At 63.1% G+C, this 19,561-nt stretch carries 14 protein-coding genes; 10 read left to right on the top strand and 4 right to left on the bottom strand.

Annotated features, from left to right (window positions below; all coding sequences use genetic code 11):
• Positions 1 to 6 precede the first annotated feature (6 nt).
• The 3 genes from AAHM44_RS13560 (at position 7) to AAHM44_RS13550 (ending at position 5,281) form a co-directional block, all read left to right on the top strand.
• Entirely contained in the window at positions 7 to 903 is an 897-nt protein-coding gene (locus AAHM44_RS13560) for a phytanoyl-CoA dioxygenase family protein (protein WP_342250297.1), read from the top strand.
• Positions 893 to 1,246 carry a MarR family winged helix-turn-helix transcriptional regulator gene (locus tag AAHM44_RS13555; protein WP_342250296.1) on the top strand — a complete coding sequence of 118 codons (354 nt, stop codon included), beginning with the start codon at positions 893 to 895 and terminating at the stop codon, positions 1,244 to 1,246. Before AAHM44_RS13560 ends, AAHM44_RS13555 begins: the two co-directional genes overlap by 11 nt.
• 813 nt (positions 1,247 to 2,059) lie before the next feature.
• Positions 2,060 to 5,281, top strand: coding sequence for a PAS domain S-box protein (locus AAHM44_RS13550; RefSeq protein WP_342250295.1), 3,222 nt, complete (start codon positions 2,060 to 2,062; stop codon positions 5,279 to 5,281).
• A 490-nt stretch (positions 5,282 to 5,771) separates the two neighbouring features.
• Here the strand turns inward: AAHM44_RS13550 and AAHM44_RS13545 are convergent, their stop codons facing one another.
• Positions 5,772 to 6,050: a hypothetical protein gene (locus AAHM44_RS13545; protein ID WP_446745989.1), complete on the bottom strand. Its 279-nt coding sequence runs from the start codon at positions 6,048 to 6,050 to the stop codon at positions 5,772 to 5,774.
• A 19-nt stretch (positions 6,051 to 6,069) separates the two neighbouring features.
• The gene (locus AAHM44_RS13540) at positions 6,070 to 6,555 is read right to left on the bottom strand and encodes an Hsp20 family protein (RefSeq protein ID WP_342250294.1); all 486 of its coding nucleotides are present in this window, start codon (positions 6,553 to 6,555) and stop codon (positions 6,070 to 6,072) included.
• Positions 6,556 to 6,961: 406 nt separating this feature from the next.
• Here AAHM44_RS13540 and AAHM44_RS13535 point away from each other — a divergent pair, with 406 nt between their 5' ends.
• Together AAHM44_RS13535 and AAHM44_RS13530 are read left to right on the top strand one after the other, a co-directional pair.
• A complete protein-coding gene (locus AAHM44_RS13535; RefSeq protein ID WP_342250293.1) occupies positions 6,962 to 9,013 on the top strand; it encodes an ATP-binding protein in 2,052 nt (683 codons plus the stop codon).
• Between the two features lie 101 nt (positions 9,014 to 9,114).
• Positions 9,115 to 10,758: an MFS transporter gene (locus AAHM44_RS13530; protein WP_342250292.1), complete on the top strand. Its 1,644-nt coding sequence runs from the start codon at positions 9,115 to 9,117 to the stop codon at positions 10,756 to 10,758.
• 57 nt (positions 10,759 to 10,815) lie between these two features.
• Here AAHM44_RS13530 and AAHM44_RS13525 read toward each other — a convergent pair whose 3' ends face one another.
• Positions 10,816 to 11,196: an AraC family ligand binding domain-containing protein gene (locus AAHM44_RS13525; protein ID WP_342250291.1), complete on the bottom strand. Its 381-nt coding sequence runs from the start codon at positions 11,194 to 11,196 to the stop codon at positions 10,816 to 10,818.
• A gap of 456 nt (positions 11,197 to 11,652) precedes the next feature.
• The gene (locus AAHM44_RS13520) at positions 11,653 to 12,315 is read right to left on the bottom strand and encodes a sigma-70 family RNA polymerase sigma factor (RefSeq protein ID WP_342250323.1); all 663 of its coding nucleotides are present in this window, start codon (positions 12,313 to 12,315) and stop codon (positions 11,653 to 11,655) included.
• Between the two features lie 181 nt (positions 12,316 to 12,496).
• Between AAHM44_RS13520 and AAHM44_RS13515 the strand changes: the two genes are divergently transcribed.
• The 5 genes from AAHM44_RS13515 to AAHM44_RS13495 form a co-directional block, all read left to right on the top strand.
• Positions 12,497 to 12,676: a hypothetical protein gene (locus AAHM44_RS13515; protein ID WP_342250290.1), complete on the top strand. Its 180-nt coding sequence runs from the start codon at positions 12,497 to 12,499 to the stop codon at positions 12,674 to 12,676.
• A 441-nt stretch (positions 12,677 to 13,117) separates the two neighbouring features.
• The gene (locus AAHM44_RS13510; RefSeq protein ID WP_342250289.1) at positions 13,118 to 13,684 is read left to right on the top strand and encodes an RNA polymerase sigma factor; all 567 of its coding nucleotides are present in this window, start codon (positions 13,118 to 13,120) and stop codon (positions 13,682 to 13,684) included.
• Positions 13,681 to 14,700 carry a FecR family protein gene (locus AAHM44_RS13505; RefSeq protein WP_342250288.1) on the top strand — a complete coding sequence of 340 codons (1,020 nt, stop codon included), beginning with the start codon at positions 13,681 to 13,683 and terminating at the stop codon, positions 14,698 to 14,700. Before AAHM44_RS13510 ends, AAHM44_RS13505 begins: the two co-directional genes overlap by 4 nt.
• Positions 14,701 to 14,804: 104 nt before the next feature.
• On the top strand, positions 14,805 to 17,408 hold the full coding sequence (locus AAHM44_RS13500; RefSeq protein ID WP_342250287.1) for a TonB-dependent receptor: 2,604 nt from the start codon (positions 14,805 to 14,807) through the stop codon (positions 17,406 to 17,408).
• 113 nt (positions 17,409 to 17,521) lie between these two features.
• The coding region (locus AAHM44_RS13495; protein WP_342250286.1) for an Atxe2 family lasso peptide isopeptidase at positions 17,522 to 19,561 on the top strand (2,040 nt) is incomplete at its 3' end.

Genomic DNA, 19,561 nt, shown 5'->3' with positions numbered 1-19,561 from the left:
TCTGTCATGGCAACACAGCTGAAAACCGATACCGGCGCCGATCTGGACCTCGCCCGACTGCTTCGCGACGGATGGTGTATTATGCGGGGCGCGATCGACCCGAATATCGTCGCCGCGCTTGCAGACGATCTGGCGCGGGATTTCGAAGAATCACCGCATGCGCAGGGCCCATTTTACGGCAAGTGGACAAAGCGATTTCATCGCCTGCTCATCCGCTCGTCGCATATGGACAGCTTTGTGCGTAGCGAGCGGATCCTGCCAATCGTCGAACAGGTCCTCTCGCCGGGTTGCGACACCGTGCAGCTTAACCTCACCCAGGCAATCGAGATCCTGCCTGGCGGCAAGATTCAACCGCCACATCGCGACCAGGACATGTGGCCGGTGCGCCAGCCTGGCCTTGAATATCTGGTCAATGTCATGTGGCCGCTGGGCCCTTACACCCGGGACAACGGCGCGACGCTTCTCTGGACCGGGAGCCACCGCCGGCAGGACGAGATCGCTTTTCCGCTCGCGGACGCGATTGCCGCGGAGATGCAACCGGGAGACGCCCTGCTATTCCTGGGATCGACGCTACATGCCGGTGGCGCCAACCGGACCAGCGTTTCGCGTCGCGGCGTGATTGTCAGCTATAGTCTGGGTTGGCTCAAGCCTTATGAGCTACCTTGGCTCGCCTATCCGCCGGAGACCGCAAGACGTTTCCCCAGGGCCCTCGCCGAGCTCGCAGGCTATCGTTCGCACCGCCCGAACCTCGGCACTTTCGAAGGTGGTTGCGCCTCCCGGTTACTTGACAGCGAGATACCAGAGCTTGGCGCGATCGACACCCTTCATCCCGACCACGAGGCGCTAATCGGGCAATTCTATGCCGGCGCATTTGACAACATACTCAAGGGCCATGGCAGTTAGGAGATCCGAGGCGCGCCTTGAAGTCGCCAAGCTGGCGATCCGGGTTTCGCGCCTCCTGGCGGAACGCGCAGGGCCAAGCCTCATCTCGACACCCGCCTGGGACATGCTCGTCGATCTCTATGTCGGCGATCCCGAGATACCCATGTCGCTTACCGGCCTCAGCGGCGCCGCCAGCACACCCTCGCGCACCAGTTTGAGTGTCATCACGCGCCTGGTCGACCAGGGCCTGCTCATTCGCTCGCCCGACCCGAATGATGGGCGCCGCATCCTGGTACGGCTATCAGATACGGCGGTCAGGATTCTGGACGACTGCTTCGACGCGCTCAGGACGCTGCGCAATTGAGCATCACCGGTTCAAGCCGCCGGGGACGCCGAAATACGAGTCTATTTGATTATCAGGGGAACTCTCTGTTTTCGTTGCAGTTGTAGTCTCCGAAGCCAGACTCGCGCCTCTTCCCCCCCACGTGGCGCGGTCTGGTTTCTTCGATTCCAAATTGAAGACAAACTCTGCTCGAGCGGCTAGCATGGTGCGAGCCTACCGGGAGTAAGCCCCTACGGAACTGCACCAACTGGTTCACGAGGTCCGGATCGGCGATATAGCCTGCCTCCCGCCAGGCGCGCGCTTGGACATAGCGCGAGCTGCAGCGCTGGTTGGACCAACAGCTCCGATAGTCGGAAGCGGATTCCGCAAGACCGCAGTTGCGAACTTGGCCCGCGCTCGGACTCCGTCGTCACGCGTCCGGTGTATCGCAGATGCAATCTATATTACCGCGCGACTCTGCCGGGCATGCCGCCCTTGGCATCTCCGAACCCTGCCAACCGATGTGTCCATCACGCGGAGCCCTTGCTGGCTCTTCGTTTCTGGCCACGCCGCGCCCCTTCCACGAGTGGTCGAAACCGGATGAGAACATCACTTGCAATGTTGGAACATTAAGTGAACATGTATCGACTCCATTAAATAGGAGTACCGATATGCTTATCCTCAGCGATGGCTTTCTGCTTGGCTTGGCGTCGCTCGTCACGGCAGTTGCCGGTCTTGTCTGGGCAGCGCGTCGCAAGCCCTGAATACCAAAGCTGGTTGCGGCAATTGCTATCCGTAGTTGCACCGAAGAACGTCTTATCATTCCGTTCATCTGCCTGAATTTACAGGATTTCCATGCTTCATCATGCGCTCAGCCCGGATTCGGCGGACTGTCATGAGACCCGCGCCACGCCGGCCCCGGAGCGGGTGCGGCGGCTGGAGGCGCTGGCCTGCGCCCAAGCGCGGCTGGCGGAAACGGATCTCGACCTTGATCGCTTCATGCAGGCCGTCGTCGATGAGCTTGGCGTGCTGATAGAAGGCGCCGGCGTAGTGATTGAGCTGCTCGACGGAGACGCCCTCGTCTACAGAGCGACCAGCCACACGATGCGGGAGTTTCTGGGGCTGCGCGTGAACAGCACGGGCAGCCTGTCGGGGCGCTGCGCGTCCACCGGCGAACTGCTCATAAGCAACGATACGTCCAAGGACGACAGGGTCGATCGCGAAGCCTGCGCGCGCACCGGCGTGCGCGCCATGATCTGCGCTCCATTGCTGGGCACGGAGTCAGTGCGCGGCGTTGTCAAGATATGCGCTCCTACGCCCGGCAGGTTTGGTGAGGACGACGTCCAGGCGGCACGCCTGGTAACCGCGATGCTTTCCGCGGAGATGCGCAAGCAACTGCGCATCGTCGAGACGGAGCGCAACCTCGAGGAAAGAACGCGTGCGGTCGAGGCGCTTTCACGCGAAGTCGGAGAGCGGGCGGCCCTGGAGGCCTCGCTACGGGCGAACGAGCAGCGCCTCTCCGGCATTATCGGCAACGCGCATCAGGCGATCGTCACCATGACGAGCGCCGGCGTCATCACCTGCTGGAACCGTCAGGCAGAGCTAACCTTTGGATGGCCGCAACAGGAGGCGGTCGGCCGGGACCTGGCGGACCTGATCGTCCCGGCCGACCTGCGCGACCGCCACCGCGCCGCGATGTCGCGTTTCCTGGCCACGGGTGAAGGGACGCTTATCGGTAGCCGCATCGAGGTCCAGGCGCTGCACCGCAGTGGCAAGCTCATCCCGGTCGAACTCGCAATCAACGCAGCGGCAACGCCCGGGGGCTGGGAATTCACTGCGCTCCTTCACGACATCTCGGAGCGGCTGAAAAGGACGGAGCAGTTCGAGAACGCATTCAATCACGCGCCGATCGGCATGGCGATCGTCTCTCTCGACGGCGCGTTCCTCCGGGTGAACGAAGCGTTTGTGCGGATCGTCGGCTATTCGCCCGATGAGATCGCCACGCTGGACTTCCAGACGATCGCCCACCCCAATGACCTGGAGGCGGATCTTGCCCAGCTCTCCGAGCTGATAGCGGGCAAGATCGGCAGCTACAAGATCGACAAGCGCTATCTGCACCAGACCGGCCGCGAAGTGTGGGTCCGGCTCTCCGTATCGATGATCGAGGCAGAGGACGGCAATCCGCCGCACTTCATCGCGCAAGTCGAGGACCTCACCAGCGAGCGCGAAGCGGAAAACCGCTATCGCCTGATGGCGCGCAATTCGACGGACATGATCACGACGACCGATCTCGACGGGCGCGTCACGTTCATCTCGCCGTCGTGCGAGAAGATCATGGGTCTGAACCCCGTCGATGTGCTGGGGCGGCAGGCCTTTGACTTTGTGCACGGCGAAGACCTGCCGGCGCTGCGCCGCGAATATGCGACGCTTCTGCGCACGGGCAGTGCCGAGAGGGTGCGCTGGCGCTCGCAGCGCACGGATGGCGAATGGATCTGGCTGGAATCGAGCATCGGCATCCTGCACGATGCTCATGACGAGGCCATGACCGGCTTCATCGACGTGGTGCGCGACATCACCGACCGCAAGCGGCGGGAGGATGCGCTTGCCGCCGCGACGCTCAAGGCCGAACAGGCGGTGAAGTCCAAATCCGACTTCGTTGCCAATGTCAGCCATGAACTGCGCACACCGCTCAACAGCATCATCGGCTTCTCCCGTCTCCTGGACGAGGCGCCGGAGCTCAGCGATACGACGCGGCAACGCGTGCGGCTCGTCCACAATGCCGGGCAGGCCCTGCGGGGCGTGATCGACAATGTACTCGATTTCTCCAAGCTCGAGGCCGAAGCGCTGGAGCTGAATTCCGCATCGTTCGACCTGCACGACTTCATTCGACAGACCGTCGCGTTGATGGAGCCGCAGGCAGCGGCGCGTGACATCGAGATACGCGCCCTGATCGGGTCCGATGTTCCAGCCTGGATGGAGGGCGACGATGCAAGGCTACGCCAGGTAGTGCTCAACCTCTTGTCGAACGCGGTCAAGTTCACCGAGGAAGGATCAGTTACGCTGACGGCCTGGACGAGCGGAAAGCGGGGCGATCATCGCTTGCGCGTCGAAGTTCGGGACACCGGGGCCGGCATCCCTCCGGAAAAGGCTGCGACCCTGTTCAATCGGTTCGTCCAGGCCGGGCCTGCGGTGGGCTCGCACTATGGCGGCACGGGCCTTGGCCTGGCGATCAGCCGCCAGCTCATCGAACTTATGAAGGGCGAGATGGGCCTCGCGAGCGAAGTGGGCCAGGGATCGACCTTCTGGTTCGAGATTCCCCTATGTGAGGCGCCCCCTTCCGCGGGGCGTGGAAAGGCGGAGCGGCTTCCGTTGCTCGACTTCTCCGGAAAGCGCATCCTTGTGGTCGACGATGTCGATCTCAACCGGGAGCTCATGCTCGCCACACTATCCCGCTATGGCCTTGAGGTGTCGCTCGCCACCAACGGCGCCGAGGCGGTCGATGCGGTCCGCAACGGAAGCTATGATCTGGTCCTGATGGATTGCCAGATGCCGGTAATGGACGGCTTTGCTGCGACTCATGCGATCCGCGGACTGGAAACGCCGCAACGTGCGACCCCGATCGTCGCCCTCACCGCGAGCGCGCAAGCCACGCATCTCGACCGCTGCGCCCGCGCCGGTATGGACGACCAGCTGACCAAGCCGCTAGATGAGCGGCAGCTGGAACGCGTGCTCTCACGGTTCCTCGCCTCCGCTGACGAGGACGTCTGCGAAGAAATCCTGGGCGCCGAAACGCCTGCGCCCTCGCCCAAGCCATCGCTCGAAGCGCGCTATCTCGCACGCAAGGTCGCCACCTTGACCAAGATCGCGATCGTTCTCGATCAAGGCGAGGTCAGCGACGCGGCGCGCGACGAAATCCAGCAGCTGGCGCACCAGCTCGCCGGGATAGCCGGCATGTTCGGCCAGCCCGAGCTCGGCGACCTGGCGAGCAAGTTAGACGAGGGGCTGGAGCAATGGGCGCCGGAGAATCGCGCTGACGAGCTTCGCAAACTCTACCGTCTGCTGTTGGCGGCCGGCTGATCCCTGCAACGGACCGTGAGGAAACAAGGCGCCTTTTCTGTCGTGCCGCGGGACGACAGCGCCGAAGGCTCTCAGTAAGGCGCCGGATATCGCGCCTTTTGATCGACGAAACCTCATGTCGGGTCGACAACCCGTTCAGAACGATGCTGTGCCAGGGATAGCGGCCGCCTTTTACCGCTGATCGCCCGTCCACTATGGACAGGGTCTTCCGGGAGCAGCCCCTGTCCAAGAAAACAGGCACGAGTGACCACCCTGCCGCCAACGGCTCAATCCGCGCCTGCAAGCGCCGCTAGGGCGGCCCGAAAGCTGAGATGACGCGCCTTTGCATGCATTGCTGGTGGGATGGCTTGAGAGTCATCGCCGCAGATGTCGCGCCAGATGTCCCGGGCTACGCGTCCAAGCTCCTGGACGCTGGGCTCCCGGCCGTCGGCGATGCACTCGATGACCTCCTGCGGAATCGTGGAAAGGGTACGCATAACCGGCTCGTCCGTCAGCGCGCCGAGTCCATGCCGCTCAGGGCGTCGCGCCCGTCGCCGGCCGGTGCCGATCCAGGCACCTCCCGAAGCTTTCGCAGGCCCGGCTTCGACCGCACTGCGAAGGCATCGGACGCCCAGGATGCCAGGATCGCGCGCTTCACCTCTGGCTCGATCTGCGGATGGCCCGCCAGCTCTCGCGGATCTTGTAGCCGCTGAAAATAATGAACCGACATTCGCTCTCTCCTTTCGAAGGTCGTTCTGAGTTCAATTTCAGTGAGGATGCCGCCCCGCATGGTCCGAGGCAGGCCTGGATCAGGCGGCGTCGCTCGCAGCCTCGTGTGCGGGTCCTTCGAGAAGATCGTTCGCCGGTTGACCCGTCCTGCCATTGATCTCGATACGCCGTGGCTTCATCGCCTCTGGGACTTCGCGCTTGAGCTGGATGCGCAGCAAGCCATCCTCGAAGCTCGCGCCTTCGACGACCACGAAGTCCGCGAGTTGGAACTGGCGGTCGAACGCACCCGCCGGGATGCCCCGATGGAGATATTGGGTCGCGCCATCATCCTCGGCCTTTCGACCGGTGACGCTCAGCAGGTTGTTCTGCGCAACAATCTCGACCTCATCGGGCCGGAAACCGGCGACCGCAAGCGTGATGCTGTAACGATCGTCGCCGTGGCGCTCGATGTTGAACGGTGGGCTGCTGCCGTTGTCGCTGCGCATGCTTGCTTCGAGCAGATCGAACAGCCGGTCGAACCCGATGGTCGAACGGCGATAGGGCGCAAAATCGAAATCGGTCCTCATATCCAAATCCTCCAATGAGCAATCTGAGCACGAGGCGCACCGGATCGAGAGCCGGTGCCCCCAGGTCCTGCCGGACCGAGAAATCGCGTCCGGCGGCGAAGATTTGGAATCTCCGGACGGGGTTTCAAGAGGGTTGTGCGAGAATTTTTATCGTGCTTTGCCCGCAGGTTATGCGGCCCGCGCGATGTCCTGATGGGAGCAACCCGGTCACCTGGCTAAGCATTTGTCGCGGGTTCCAAGGCCGAGCAGCCGCGGACTTCAACCAGCAGGACCGCGCTTCTTCCCTTGCGGATCGCCCGCCGAGATCAAGTGTTTCTGATACGACAGCTTGAACTCGCACGGTGGCTCTAGGAAGCGCCGCCGCGATGCGCAATTCTTTACCTGACTGCACAGGGAGCAATGCCGAATGGCGAACGGCGAAAGCAGACCGAACGCATTGCCCGCCCTTTTGCTCGTGGCCGGGATCGCCGCGGCGATCTTGCTGGTATTGTGGGCGCTGATCGGTCGGCAGGTTGCGTTCGACCAGCGTGAAGCTGAACGACTCGCCTTCGGGCAGAATGACGATCGCGCATTGATGCTCCAGCAATATGTCTCGCGCACGCTTGATCACGCCAACATGGCGGCGCTCCACATCGAAGTGGTGGAGACCCCTTCGGGAGCTGACGGCTCCTCCGGCAAGTTGCCACGCATCCTCGCCGACCCGGTTGCCACCGATGGAGACTTCCTGGCGATCCACGTCGCGGATGCAACCGGGCACCTCATTGCCACCACGGAGCGCAGCATCGAGGGCCAAAGCGAGGCCGCGACGCTTATCAGAGCGAGACTCGGCAAGGGGGCTACAGCACCAGGGCTGATCGTGAGCCCGCCGGTGTTCTCTCCAAGGCTTCACCGCAACATTCTTCTATTGTCAAAGCACTTCGAAGGCGTACGCGCGTCCGATCGCACCACGATTGTGGCAATCGATCCGGCCAAACTGACGGAGATTTTCGGCGCCGCGGCTGTTAAGCCCTCCGAATCTGCCTGGGTAGTCGGGCTCGACGGGATCATTCGCTCGAGGACAATCGGCGGCGTCACGACATCGGGCCAGGACGTGAGCAAGGGCGTCGTGTTCCGCAAGCAGCGCGAGGCCGAGAGCGGCCGCTTCGCTGGGCCGGGTGCCCTTGACGGGCAGATGCGGCTGGTCAGCCACCGGCGCATCCCTGGGCAGCCCTTGTTCGTCAGCTACAGCATCCTGGAGGACGAAGCACTTCGCGATGCGCGCGCGCGGGCGCGACTCCATGCGGCCGGTGGTATTGCGCTATCCGCGGCCATCATTCTTCTCGCCTCGCTATTGATGCGAGGGGTGAGCGCGCGCGAAAAGCGGGCTCTTGACGCAGCAGCCGCGCGGGAAAGGCTTGAGGAGGCGCAGCGCATCGCGCGCATGGGAGACTGGTCGTATCGCACGGGCGACGAGACCGTGACTTGGTCCCCCAACCTGTACGAAATGTACGAGCGCGATCCAGCGCTTGGCCCGATGGGCAAGGAAATCGCGACGATTCTCAGCGAGAACTCGATCAGGGCCAACAAGGAGGCCCGCGATCGGCTGATCCGCGATCGGCGGCCAATCTCCTGGGAACTCGAGGTCCGTCTTCCGAAAGCCGGCGACCGCATATACCGGGTCTCCGGTGTCCCTACGCTGGGTTCAGACGGTTCGGTGATCGGCTTCCACGGCACCACACAGGATGTCACCGAGGCACGGCGGCACGATTCGCTCCAGGCCGAACTGGCCCATTTCGCGCGCGTGGGTGCGATGAATTCCTTGACCGCAACCTTGTCCCACGAGCTTACGCAGCCCCTGGCGGCGGCAAGCAATTATCTGAGCACGGGCAGGTTCCTGGCAGACCGCCTGCCCGATGCGATGGGAGTACCGATCGCCGAACGCCTCGCCGATGCCGGGGCGCAGATCAAGCGCGCCGGCGACATCATCCAGAGGATGCGTTCACTGGTCGCGCGCGGATCCAGCGAGCGCAATGTGGTGGCGATCGATGTGCTGCTGGAAGAAGCGCTGGAGACCGTCCGGATACTGCGGATCTGCGATGACTCAATTGCCCGGGTGCAGCCCGAGGTCGACATCGAGGTATACTGCGACGCCGTGCAGATTCAGCAGGTTATCCTGAATCTGGTCCGAAATGCGTGCGAGGCGCAGAAAGGGGTGGACGCTGGACCGCCGACCATATCTGTCACCCTTGAGGAGGAAATGGTTCGCGTCGGGGTCCGCGACCATGGTCCGGGCTTTGCCCCCGGACTGCTGCAACGCTTGTCTCAGCCTTTTCTCACCTCGAAGGAAAATGGCCTTGGCCTCGGCCTTTCTATCTCCAGGACGATTATAGAAGCCCATGGCGGCGCTCTGCGTGCCGAAAATCATCCAGAGGGCGGCGCGCTCCTTTCCTTCACGCTGCCGTTGGCAGAAGGCAACTAAGCCACGGGGAACCTGCGCTCGAACCAATCCTTCCCGGCAGCTTCCCTCCCATTCGGGGCGTTGCACTGGATCGGCCGGCCACCGTCGGGCATTTCCAAGCTATGAGTGCCGAGCCAACCTCCCCCTTCCGCCTGCCACTGTTCCGCGCAATCTGGATCGCGAGCCTTTGCTCCAATTTCGGCGGCCTGATCCAGGCGGTCGGCGCATCCTGGATGATGACCAGCCTGGGTGCATCCCCGCAGATGATCGCGCTGGTCCAGGCCTCGACCAGCCTCCCGATCATGCTCCTCTCGCTGTGGGCCGGGGCGGTCGCCGACAATCTCGACCGAAGGCGGGTCTTGCTTGCCGCCCAGAGCTTCATGCTGTTGGTCTCGGCGCTTCTCGCGATCGGAACCTGGCTCGGGCTGGTCACGCCCTGGCTGCTGCTCGTCTTCACCTTCCTGATCGGCTGCGGCACGGCGATCAACGGGCCTGCCTGGCAGGCATCGGTCGGCGATATGGTACCCCGCCCGCTCCTTTCGAGCGCCGTCGCCTACAACTCGATGGGCTTCAACATCGCGCGCAGCCTGGGTCCCGCCATCGGAGGCGTGATCGTTGCAACCGCCGGCGCCGCCACGGCCTTCCTCGCCAATGCGGTAAGCTATATCGGCCTGATCTTCGTCCTCAAAAGATGGCAGCCCGACCTGCCGCGGCGCAAATTGCCGCGCGAGCGGCTCGGCCTCGCCATGGCCGCCGGCGTCCGCTACGTCCGGCTATCTCCCCATATCCGCGTGGTGCTGGCCCGTGCCGCCTTGTTCGGCCTGTCGGCAAGCGCCCTCCAGGCGCTGATGCCACTGGTAGCGCGCGATCTCATCCGGGGCGGCCCCCTGATCTACGGCCTGCTGCTCGGCGCCTTCGGGCTGGGAGCGGTGGGCGGCGCCGTGCTCGGCCGTCAGCTTCGGGAACGCCTCTCTACCGAAGGGATCGTGCGAGTGGCCTCGGCGGGACTCGCCGCGGGCGCCGCCGTTACCGCGACCGGCATCCTGCCGATCGCGCTTTTCGGACTCGCAGCGGCCGGCGCCGGCTGGGTGCTGGCGCTCTCGACCTTCAATGTGAGCGTGCAGATGGCCTCGCCTCGCTGGGTGGTCGCTCGTGCCATTGCGCTGTACCAGATGGCCGCATTCGGTGGAATGGCAGCAGGCAGTTGGCTTTTCGGCTCGATCGCCAGCGGGCATGGGGTGCGCAATGCGCTCCTCGCCGCCGCGCTGGTGCAATTGCTCAGCATCGTCGCCGGTCTCGTCTTCAAGCTTCCCGCAATCAGTCAGCTGAATCTCACCCCGCGCGACGTCTGGGTCGAGCCGCACACCGAAGTGCAGATCGAAGCGCGCAGCGGCCCGATTGTCATCACGGTCGAGCATCGCATCGCCGAGCGGGACATCGCGGCCTTCCTGACGGTCATGCACGAACGCCGCCGCATCCGCCGGCGCGATGGCGCTCGCGACTGGGCGCTGACCCGCGACCTGTCGGATGCGACATTATGGGTGGAACGGTTCGATTTCGCGACTTGGCTAGACTATGTTCGCCACAATGAGCGGCGTACGCATGCGGACGCAGCCAACAGCGAAGCGCTTCACGCGCTATGGATTCCGGGCACCGAAGCAGTGGTCCACAGGCGTATCGAGCGCCAGACCAGCTCCCTTCCCGTCACGCGCAATCCCGACCCGAGGGAAATGGAACCGATGACAGACCCGGGCCGGTCAAGCTGAGCCTATGCTATGGCTGGGAACAAGCCATCCGTGGGACTTGCGCCGGCCTCAAAGGTCTCAGCCCGCCGCTGACCAGTCCGCATTGCCGCCGTCACCCGGCTCCTGCCAGTGGGGATAGGTCACATAGGCGGTCAAGGCACCCTCGCCATGCGACTTGATGGTCACAACATTACCCTTGGGCATGTAGATGATCTCGCCGGGCCCGGCGCTCACCGTATGGCCGTCACTTGTCACCGACACGCGCCCCTCCAGCACGATCATGATGTCATCAACCGCGATCTCCTCGTCGATCGACTGATTCGGGCCGTAGCGGCCATATCCGACGGTGACGGGGCCGCCGTGCCGCTGGTCGACAAGATTGCCCGCGAACACATCGGCGGTCTGGCCGGGCGATCGTTCGAACGAGGCGTCAGACGCGGCGAATTTCTGCACCTTCATGGTTATGCTCTCCGGGCAACGACTTACGGGCCCCTTGTGGATAGACGCTCGCCAAAGGCGTTCGATCCTCTGGAGCTCACAATTGCAGCGCTGGTCGACAACTGCTCGCTCGAATCGTTGGTAACCCGGTCCCATTCAGTTCCGGATCAGATTGATGTCCATCACAGATTTGGCCTCGTCGAACGCATCGACCGTCTCGTCTCAGGTGATGTGAGCCAAGCGCGCCGAGCCGGCGGGTTGAAGAAGCTGCAGAGCAGCCTCGCACACTACCCGTAGCTGCGCTGCCTGACTGTCCGTTACCGCACAACGCCGCGCCACCGCCTCTGCTCCGAACAACGCCGCGGGGAAACAGACGGCCGTCACTTGTTGCGATTTAAGGAGCAAATCGCCTGAGAGAGTTCCATTGGCAGATTCTGCCCGGCACCTCTCTCGTCCTGAGCCCGCCGGCGCCTTGGATCAGGCCGCGATTTGGAGCATCCCAGCTTCGTCGCGGTCGGCTTGGCGCCCGTAGCGCGCCTGGACCGTATCCAGATAGGCGAACAAGCTGGTTACGGCCGCCTCTGCACTCCCGAAGTCCTGACGCTTGGTCTGGAGGACACCGCCGTTGATAAGCTCCTCGAGCGCAAGACGCGCTCGCGATACGCGGCTCTTGACCGTACCCACGGCGACGCCCGTGATTTCTGCCACCTCTTCGTAGGCCATCCCGGCAGCAACCACCAGGATGAGGGCTTCGCGCTGATCGGGAGAGATTTGCTGGAGGGCCCGCATGAGGTCACGCAGCTCGACCGACTTATCCTGACTCGCCGGAGCGGCGAGGACGCGGTCCGCGACCAAGTCGCTCCACTCGCCCGCGAAGCGATTGCGCCGCGTCTGACTGAAGTAAACATTCCGAAGGATCGTCGTGGTCCACGCCTTGAAGTTTGTGCCAGCCTCAAAGCGACCTCTTGCGGCCCACGCCTTGAGCATGGTCTCCTGCACGAGATCGTCGGCTATATCGCGATTTCCGCTGAGGCTTCGCCCGAAAGCCCGAAGATGCGTGATCGCCCCGGCCAACCTGTCCTTGAACTCTGCATCGGAGAGGGTTGCGAGGCGTGCTTCGCTCGAATCAATTCGGTTCATGGACTTCCAGTCTTTGAGTTTTGCCAGATGAACCGCTGACAAAGGCAGGTGTTCCGCGGCTAGCATGACGCGCGGCGCCAGCCTGTCGGGTTCATTCCCTCGGCCCCTTTTCACGGGCCCAACCCTTGGAACAGGTCTCTCGTGTGGACCGTTTCGCAGGACAGGAACAGAGGAGGTTGCGATGGCGGACGAGAAAGTGACGGTCGTGAAAGACGGTGGCGGTGGCGGGACCGCGGTGTTGGTGATCGTGGGCGTGGTCGCGATCCTGGCGGTTCTCTACGTACTGTTCGGCACCAATTTGTTGAACGGCGGAACCAAGAAGATCGACGCGGACGTAAAGATCGAAACGCCGTCGAAATAGTTTGCTCCGGACGCCGCCCGGTGGTGTCGACAGCGGCACTGCCGGGTTGCAATGAGAGATACTCGGCCCAGAACCGCAGATTGGCCGAATTCGCCCCGATATCATGGCAAGAGACCGGTCCGCGGCGCCGCAATTTTGATGTTCTCGCCGGGATGATCGACCCCCAGCTATCAAGGCATCAGGAATTTTATCGGACAGTGGCGAGCAACAGCCCCAAAACAAGGGCTGAACTCCGCATTCACTTTGCGGGCTGTCAGCCACCTGCTTGCAGCTCGGCCGAAAGTCATCCATGATGTTGACGCGCGGGCTAGCCGGCACCGGCGCTATTGAATTACCAGCCTGGCATAACGGGCGCGGAACCAACGGGGTTCTACGCGAGCATCGGCACTTGACCGGCATCTCTGGATGCGCCGCCCGTGAACTCATGTCTTCAGCAAAGCAGTGCGCGCCTTGCCGCGCCACAATCAGCGTGCCGGTAAGCCGATGCTCGATCGTATCGGCCCCCGCGATTCAGAAGAGGATCGCCTTCGCCTCGAGGTAATCTATCGTGAACAGGCCCCACGAATCTCGCGATACCTCCGCTCGCGGTTCAAGGGTGCCGAAGATTGTGACGATATGGTCCAGGACGTTTTCACAAAGCTTGCCGGCGGGCGATCACTTCGTGAACTGGACAACCCGGAAGCGTATCTCAAGCGCATCTTGCGCAACTTCCTTATCGATAGGAAGCGACGCCTCCGCGTCAAGCCGCAGCTGGTCGATGTCGACGAAGAGGCCCTGCCTGTTCGTGCGGATCAAGGCGACCGCTTGGAGGTGATGCAGATGCAGCAGCGCTACCGTGCCATTGTGGACCTGCTTCCGCCTAGGACGCGGCAAGTCTTCCTCCTACACCGGGCGCAAGAAGTGAGCGTGAAGGACATCGCCGCGCAACTCGAGATCAGCACGCGCACCGTCGAGTGGCATCTGTCCGAGGCGATCGGCAGGATTGCCAGGGAGCTTGAACGCGAATGAACGAGCTACCGCCAGAACAGGCTGGATCGAACCAGCTCCTTGACGAGGCAACCTTGTGGTTCGCGCGGATGCGCGGCCCCGAGGCGGCCGGGCATCGACCCGATTTCGAAGCATGGCTGGCACGCGGTGCCCTTCACCGGGCGGCCTATAATCACGCCGCAGAGATATTCAGTTTCGGCAAGTTCCTGGCCGAGGAAACCTTGCCGGACCACGATCGAAGCTCTCCAGGAAGCACGTCGGCGCGCCGCGGCTTGTTGGTCGGCGCGATCGCGCTGGCCTGTGCCGTACCGGTCGGTCTGTTGAGCCTCAGGTCGAACACCGGCCAGCATGAGTCCGATACTTCGCGAATAGCGGCGCCTCGGGCGCCGACGGCGCAAATGCTGCGGACCCTCCCAGGCCAAGGCCGTGTGGAGCAGCTGGCGGACGGTTCCACAGTGACGCTCGGGCCGGATTCGCTCCTGTCCGTGCAGCTGGGCGAGGCTGAGCGGCTGTTGACGCTCCGGCGCGGTCGAGCACGGTTCGAAGTGGCGAAGGGCCAGCGCCCTTTCGTCGTGGCGGCATTGGAGACGCGCGTTACCGCACATGGCACGGTGTTCGACGTTGCCATTGGCGCGGGTGCCAAGGTGAAGGTCCGGCTCATCGAGGGCCGCATCGAAGTGGCTTTTCCAGCCAAGCCCGGTCGGGCCCCTGTTCGAAGATCCTTGTCAGCGGGCCAATCGATCGAGGTGCAAGGCGAGAGCACGGCAGCCATAGTGTCCGACTTGCCTCCCGCCGCGGAAGCCTCGCGGGCGCAAGGCCTGAAGGACTATGATGCGGCGCCGTTAACGGAGGTGGTCAGGGAGGCCAATCGGATCGCTGCGATTACGATAAAGCTGGCTGAACCCGAGCTCGGCGCACTGCGTGTATCGGGGAGGTTCCGGATCGGGGACACGGCCAGCCTCGCCAATCGTATCGCGGCGGTTTTCGATCTGCGGGTCGAGCAGGCATCTCATGAGATCATCCTGACCCGGAAGTGAGCCAGTCAGAATTTATTCGGGTCCCGACCCCGTAGTCGTGCAGCCACTGCGTCCATCCCTTCCATAAGCGCTCGAAAATGAGCGCCAGGACAGGGATGGCTTGCATGGCTGGACGAATGATCGAAGCTTGTTTGCTCGCGGGCGTGAGCGTTGTGGCGGTGATGGTTGCCGCACCGGCACACGCCCAGAACGTGACGCGGCATGAATACAGCATCGCGGAACAGGATCTTGGCGACGCCCTTCGGTCCCTGAGCCGCCAGACCGGCAAGGAAATCCTTTTCGACGCGGCGGCCGTCGCAGGCAAGCGGTCGCCCTCTCTCAAAGGCAAATACACGGTCGATGAAGCCGTACATGCCCTGCTCGCAGGCACCGATCTTCGCGCAGATATCGACGCTTCCGGGATCACCGTGCGGGGGCGAGACACGGCGCCCGGCCAAGTCGGCGAAGGCAAGACCGCCGAGCCCAACATCGAGGTCACCGGCTCCCGCATCGGCGGAGGCAGCCCGACGTCGCCGGTAATCACGCTCACCCAGCGCGAGTTGAAGAATGCCGGCTTCACCAACCTGAGCGATGTGCTGAGGACAATCCCCGAGAACTTCGCCGGCGGCCAGAACCCGACGGTTGCCGGCGGCGGCAACCAGGGCGCCGCCAACCAGAACACCACATCCTCATCGACCTTCAACCTCCGCGGTCTCGGCCCCGACGCTACCCTGACCCTGCTGAACGGCCACCGCATGCCCTATGACGGCGTTTTCCAGGGCGTCGACATTGCATCGATTCCTCTAAGCGCGGTCGAACGTATCGAAGTGGTGACCGATGGGGCTTCCGCCATCTACGGATCAGACGCTGTTGCCGGGGTTGCGAACGTCATCCTGAAGCGAAGTTTCGATGGCCTGCAATCCTATGCGAATGTGGGTGGGTCGATGGATGGCGGAAACCAGCAGCTTCGCACTGGCGCAGTGATGGGAAGCGCGTGGAGATCTGGCGGGATCATGGCGGCGGTGGATTTCAGCCGCCAAACCGAGATCCTCGCCGGAGACCGTGACTATGCATCCGCCATGCAGGCGGAACAGACCCTCGTGCCCTGGCTCAAGCAATATAGCGCGCTGGCATCCGGCCATCAGGAGCTTGGCGCCGGGCTACGGCTCGAGATGGATGGAACCTACAATCGTCGGAAATCGCGCATCCAGACCCCGTTCTCGCCCGCGGCGAACTATCTGCGGAGCGGCGCTCTTTCGGCGTTCGACGTGGAGACGTTCTCGCTCTCCCCTACTCTGAGGGCCGACCTGGCACCCGGCTGGGCGGGCTATCTCATGGGCACCTACGCGAAGAGCGCAGCGCATCTCTTCACCAAGGTCTTCTCCAACAATGCAGTCACCACCTCGATTCCAGTTGATTATGTCAACACGTTGAAGACGGTCGAGACAGGCCTGAGCGGAACATTGTTCTCCCTGCCCGGCGGCCCGCTCAAGCTCGCGGCAGGCGGAGGGTATCGATCGAACGTCCTCGACGCCCTCTCGCGCAGCATCACCGCGACAGCACAGCAGACCAGCTTCGCGTTTACCAAGGGGCAGGACAGCTGGTTCGGCTATGCCGAACTGAACGCTCCGCTCGTCGCCGCGGATAATAATGTCCCGCTCGTCCGCAAGCTCGTGGTGACGGCGGCAATCCGGTATGAAAGCTATGCCGATTTCGGCGAAATCGTCACACCCAAGGCAGGGTTCCTCTACGCTCCCGTCGATGGCCTGGAATTCACCCTGTCCTGGGGGCGCTCGTTCAAGGCCCCCACCTTCTACCAACAATATCTGAGCAAAAGCGTCGCCCTGCGGTCGATCGCGGCCTATGGCGCGACCCAGTTCCCCGCAGGCTCGACGGTGCTTCTCCTTTCGGGCGGCAATTCCGAGTCCCTACGCCCCGAACGCGCCGAGAACCTGACGATCGCGACAACCGTGCGACCGGCGTTCCTTCCCGACGCCCAGTTCCAGCTCAGCTATTACCGCGTCCGTTACCGTGACCGGGTGATCACCCCGATCACCTCGAGCTTGGGCCTTTTCTCGAATCCCTATTACGCCCCCGTCATCACCCTGACCCCGGCGAGTACGCAGATCGCCGCGGCACTGGCCAATGCGCCCGGCGGTCTCACCATTCTTTCCGGCGGCCCCTATGATCCCGCGCGGGTCGTGGCGATTGTCGACAATCGGTATCGAAACTCCTCCAGCCAGCATATCCAGGGCATCGATATGAACGCCCGGTACGGCTTCCGACTGGGCGATGGCGACGTCCAGCTTGCCGGGAACTTCGCCTATCTCGATACCCGCCAGAGTCTGCTCGCCGGCCAACCCAGCGTCCAGCTCGCCGGATTGATCTACAACCCCGCCTCGTGGCGCGCGCGCGGCGGCTTGCAATGGGAAAATACCAGGCTCGCGGCGAGCACCTATGTAAATTACTCCGCAGCCAATCGTGATCGTCGGATTTCTCCGGAACGCTCAGTCCCTTCATTCACGACCTGGGACGCCGCAATCACCTACAAATTCGCAGTCCCCGGTTCGTATCTCGACGGGCTCGAATTGGGCCTGGCGGCGAACAACATCCTCAATACGGCCCCCGGTCGCATTCGCCAGGGAACGGCGACCGAACCCGTCTATGATTCCACCAACGCAAATCCGATCGGTCGCTATCTCAGCCTGACGGTGCGCAAGCAATGGTAAGGGCCGTTCACTCTCGCGGCGCCCGCGCAGTCACGAGCATCATCGCCATTTTCCTGTCAACCGAGGCTGCGGCTCGCTGTCAAAGCGACCTGCCGGACAGTCCACCAGGGAAAATGGCGGCGCGCGACTTGGACCCGGACGACCTGGTACGGCTCCGCGACATCGGCCCCGTCAGCTTGAGCTTTCTGCTCGCCGATAGCCCGATCGGACTATCGCCCGATGGCCAGCGGATCGCCTTCCAGCTGCGCCAGGCCGACCCCGACGACAATGGCTATTGCTTGTCGATGGTCGTCGTTCCGCTTGTCGGCGCGTCCCGTAAACCGCTCATAGTCGACAGGGGCGGCAATCTCATACGGTCGCGTTTCTCGCGAGGCCCGCTGGCGGATTACTACGCCGGCTCGTCGAAGCTGATCACGCCACGATGGTCGCCGGATGGGAGGACCATCGCCTTCCTGAAGCAGGATGGCGGCCCGGTCCAGGTGTGGCTGGCGAGCGCGGATGGGTCGCATTCCTGGCGCGTATCGAATGCCGGCGTCGACGTAGAAGACTTTCGCTGGGCGCCGAACGGCCGGGATATCGTGATAAAGACGAAGCCCGACCTTGAAGAACAACGGCGCAACATCGCGCGCGAAGGTCTGACGGGATATTTGTATGACGACCGCTGGTCGCCTGTCGCCAGCAATCACCCCTGGCCACGTGATACCAAGGCGGCAACCTTCGAAGTGGTAGGCCCGGGAGGCGAAGTGCGGCCCGCGCAGTCCGCGGAACGCCAGCTCTTCGACCTCGCCTCGACTGCCTCTGCCCCGGCGAACGTGTCGCGCACAGCCCGTTCCGGCGCTTCGGTCGCCTGGCTGACGACGACGCCGGGGAATCTCCAGCAGGACCTCTGGACAAGCCGTCATGGTGAGCCATCGCGCGCCTGCACCCTCCCCATGTGCCGCGGCAATTTCAACGGGATCTGGTGGAGTGCCGATGGTCGCGACCTCTGGTTCTTCCGGCGCGAAGGCTGGAACGAGAGTCAGATCGCCCTCTATAACTGGCGGCATGGCGCAACGGCGCCGGCGCGTATTTCGGTGACGCGCGACTGGCTGGGCGGCTGTCTGCCCGCAGGGCGCAAGCTGATCTGCGTTTATGAAGAGTCGGCGCACCCCAGGCAAATCGTCAGCCTCGACGCCGAGAGCGGACGGATCGAAAGGATCTTCGACCCCAATCCGGACTTCTCGAATCTGAAGATAGGAAAGGTCGAGCGGCTCGAGTGGCGCAACAATCTCGGCACCGAGATCCATGGCGATCTGGTTCTACCGCCTTCCTGGCACCCGGGCTCCGCACCGCTCCCGCTGATTATCGTTCAATACCATTCTCGCGGTTTCCTGCGGGGCGGGACGAATGATGAGTTCCCTATCTTTGCCTTCGCGGCACGGGGTTTCGCGGTTCTCAGCATCGAACGGGCGCGGTTCGTCAGCGCATCGGTCTCACCACTCAGTCAGGCCGAACGGAATCGACTCAATTACGAGAATTGGGCGGATCGCAAGAGTGTGATGTCGTCCTATGCGACCGGGATCGACCTGCTGGCCAAACGGGGGATTGTCGATCGCAGCCGCGTAGGGATCACCGGCATGAGCGACGGCACTTCGTCGGCACAGTTCGCGCTGGTAAACAGTGATCTTTTCGCAGCCGCCTCGCTTTCGGCCTGTTGCGAGGATCCCAAGACCCTGTTTCCGCTGATGGGCAATTACGGACGCGAGGACCTCAAGCAGGTCTTTTATCCCGATTACACAGCCGACCCGCCGGGTTTCTGGGACAAATACTCGATCGCGCGCAACGCCGAGACCTTCAAGGTTCCCTTGCTAATGCAATCCGCGGACGATGAATATCTCGTCACGCTGGAGACCTACACCTCCCTGCGTGAGAAGCGGAAACCGGTCGAGGTGGTGGTATTTCCCAATGAGCACCACATGAAGTGGCAACCGGCGCACCGGCTGGCAATTTACCGGCGGAACCTCGCATGGTTCGGTTTCTGGCTGAAGGGCGATGCTGGCGATTTTGCCAGGCCAGGTGAGGTGGCTCGTTGGACCGAAATGCAGACCGAGGCGCGGAAGGAAGGCCCCCGATCGCGGGGGGCTCAGGCTGAACGGCCGGAGGCGCCAGCAGAG

Source organism: Sphingomonas sp. OTU376 (assembly GCF_038440415.1).
In the GTDB taxonomy this organism is placed as follows: domain Bacteria; phylum Pseudomonadota; class Alphaproteobacteria; order Sphingomonadales; family Sphingomonadaceae; genus Sphingomonas; species Sphingomonas kyeonggiensis_A.
The sequence above is the reverse complement of the archived record's forward strand: the minus strand, read 5'-3'. Positions and strand labels throughout refer to the sequence as shown.

Coding starts and splice junctions, on each gene's coding strand:
- AAHM44_RS13525 (WP_342250291.1), bottom strand. CDS start 11,196: ATGAAGGTGCAGAAATTCGCCGCGTCTGACGCCTCGTTCGAACGATCG.
- AAHM44_RS13530 (WP_342250292.1), top strand. CDS start 9,115: ATGAGTGCCGAGCCAACCTCCCCCTTCCGCCTGCCACTGTTCCGCGCA.
- AAHM44_RS13500 (WP_342250287.1), top strand. CDS start 14,805: ATGGCTGGACGAATGATCGAAGCTTGTTTGCTCGCGGGCGTGAGCGTT.
- AAHM44_RS13505 (WP_342250288.1), top strand. CDS start 13,681: ATGAACGAGCTACCGCCAGAACAGGCTGGATCGAACCAGCTCCTTGAC.
- AAHM44_RS13520 (WP_342250323.1), bottom strand. CDS start 12,315: ATGAACCGAATTGATTCGAGCGAAGCACGCCTCGCAACCCTCTCCGAT.
- AAHM44_RS13535 (WP_342250293.1), top strand. CDS start 6,962: ATGGCGAACGGCGAAAGCAGACCGAACGCATTGCCCGCCCTTTTGCTC.
- AAHM44_RS13515 (WP_342250290.1), top strand. CDS start 12,497: ATGGCGGACGAGAAAGTGACGGTCGTGAAAGACGGTGGCGGTGGCGGG.
- AAHM44_RS13555 (WP_342250296.1), top strand. CDS start 893: ATGGCAGTTAGGAGATCCGAGGCGCGCCTTGAAGTCGCCAAGCTGGCG.
- AAHM44_RS13545 (WP_446745989.1), bottom strand. CDS start 6,050: ATGCGGGGCGGCATCCTCACTGAAATTGAACTCAGAACGACCTTCGAA.
- AAHM44_RS13540 (WP_342250294.1), bottom strand. CDS start 6,555: ATGAGGACCGATTTCGATTTTGCGCCCTATCGCCGTTCGACCATCGGG.
- AAHM44_RS13560 (WP_342250297.1), top strand. CDS start 7: ATGGCAACACAGCTGAAAACCGATACCGGCGCCGATCTGGACCTCGCC.
- AAHM44_RS13550 (WP_342250295.1), top strand. CDS start 2,060: ATGCTTCATCATGCGCTCAGCCCGGATTCGGCGGACTGTCATGAGACC.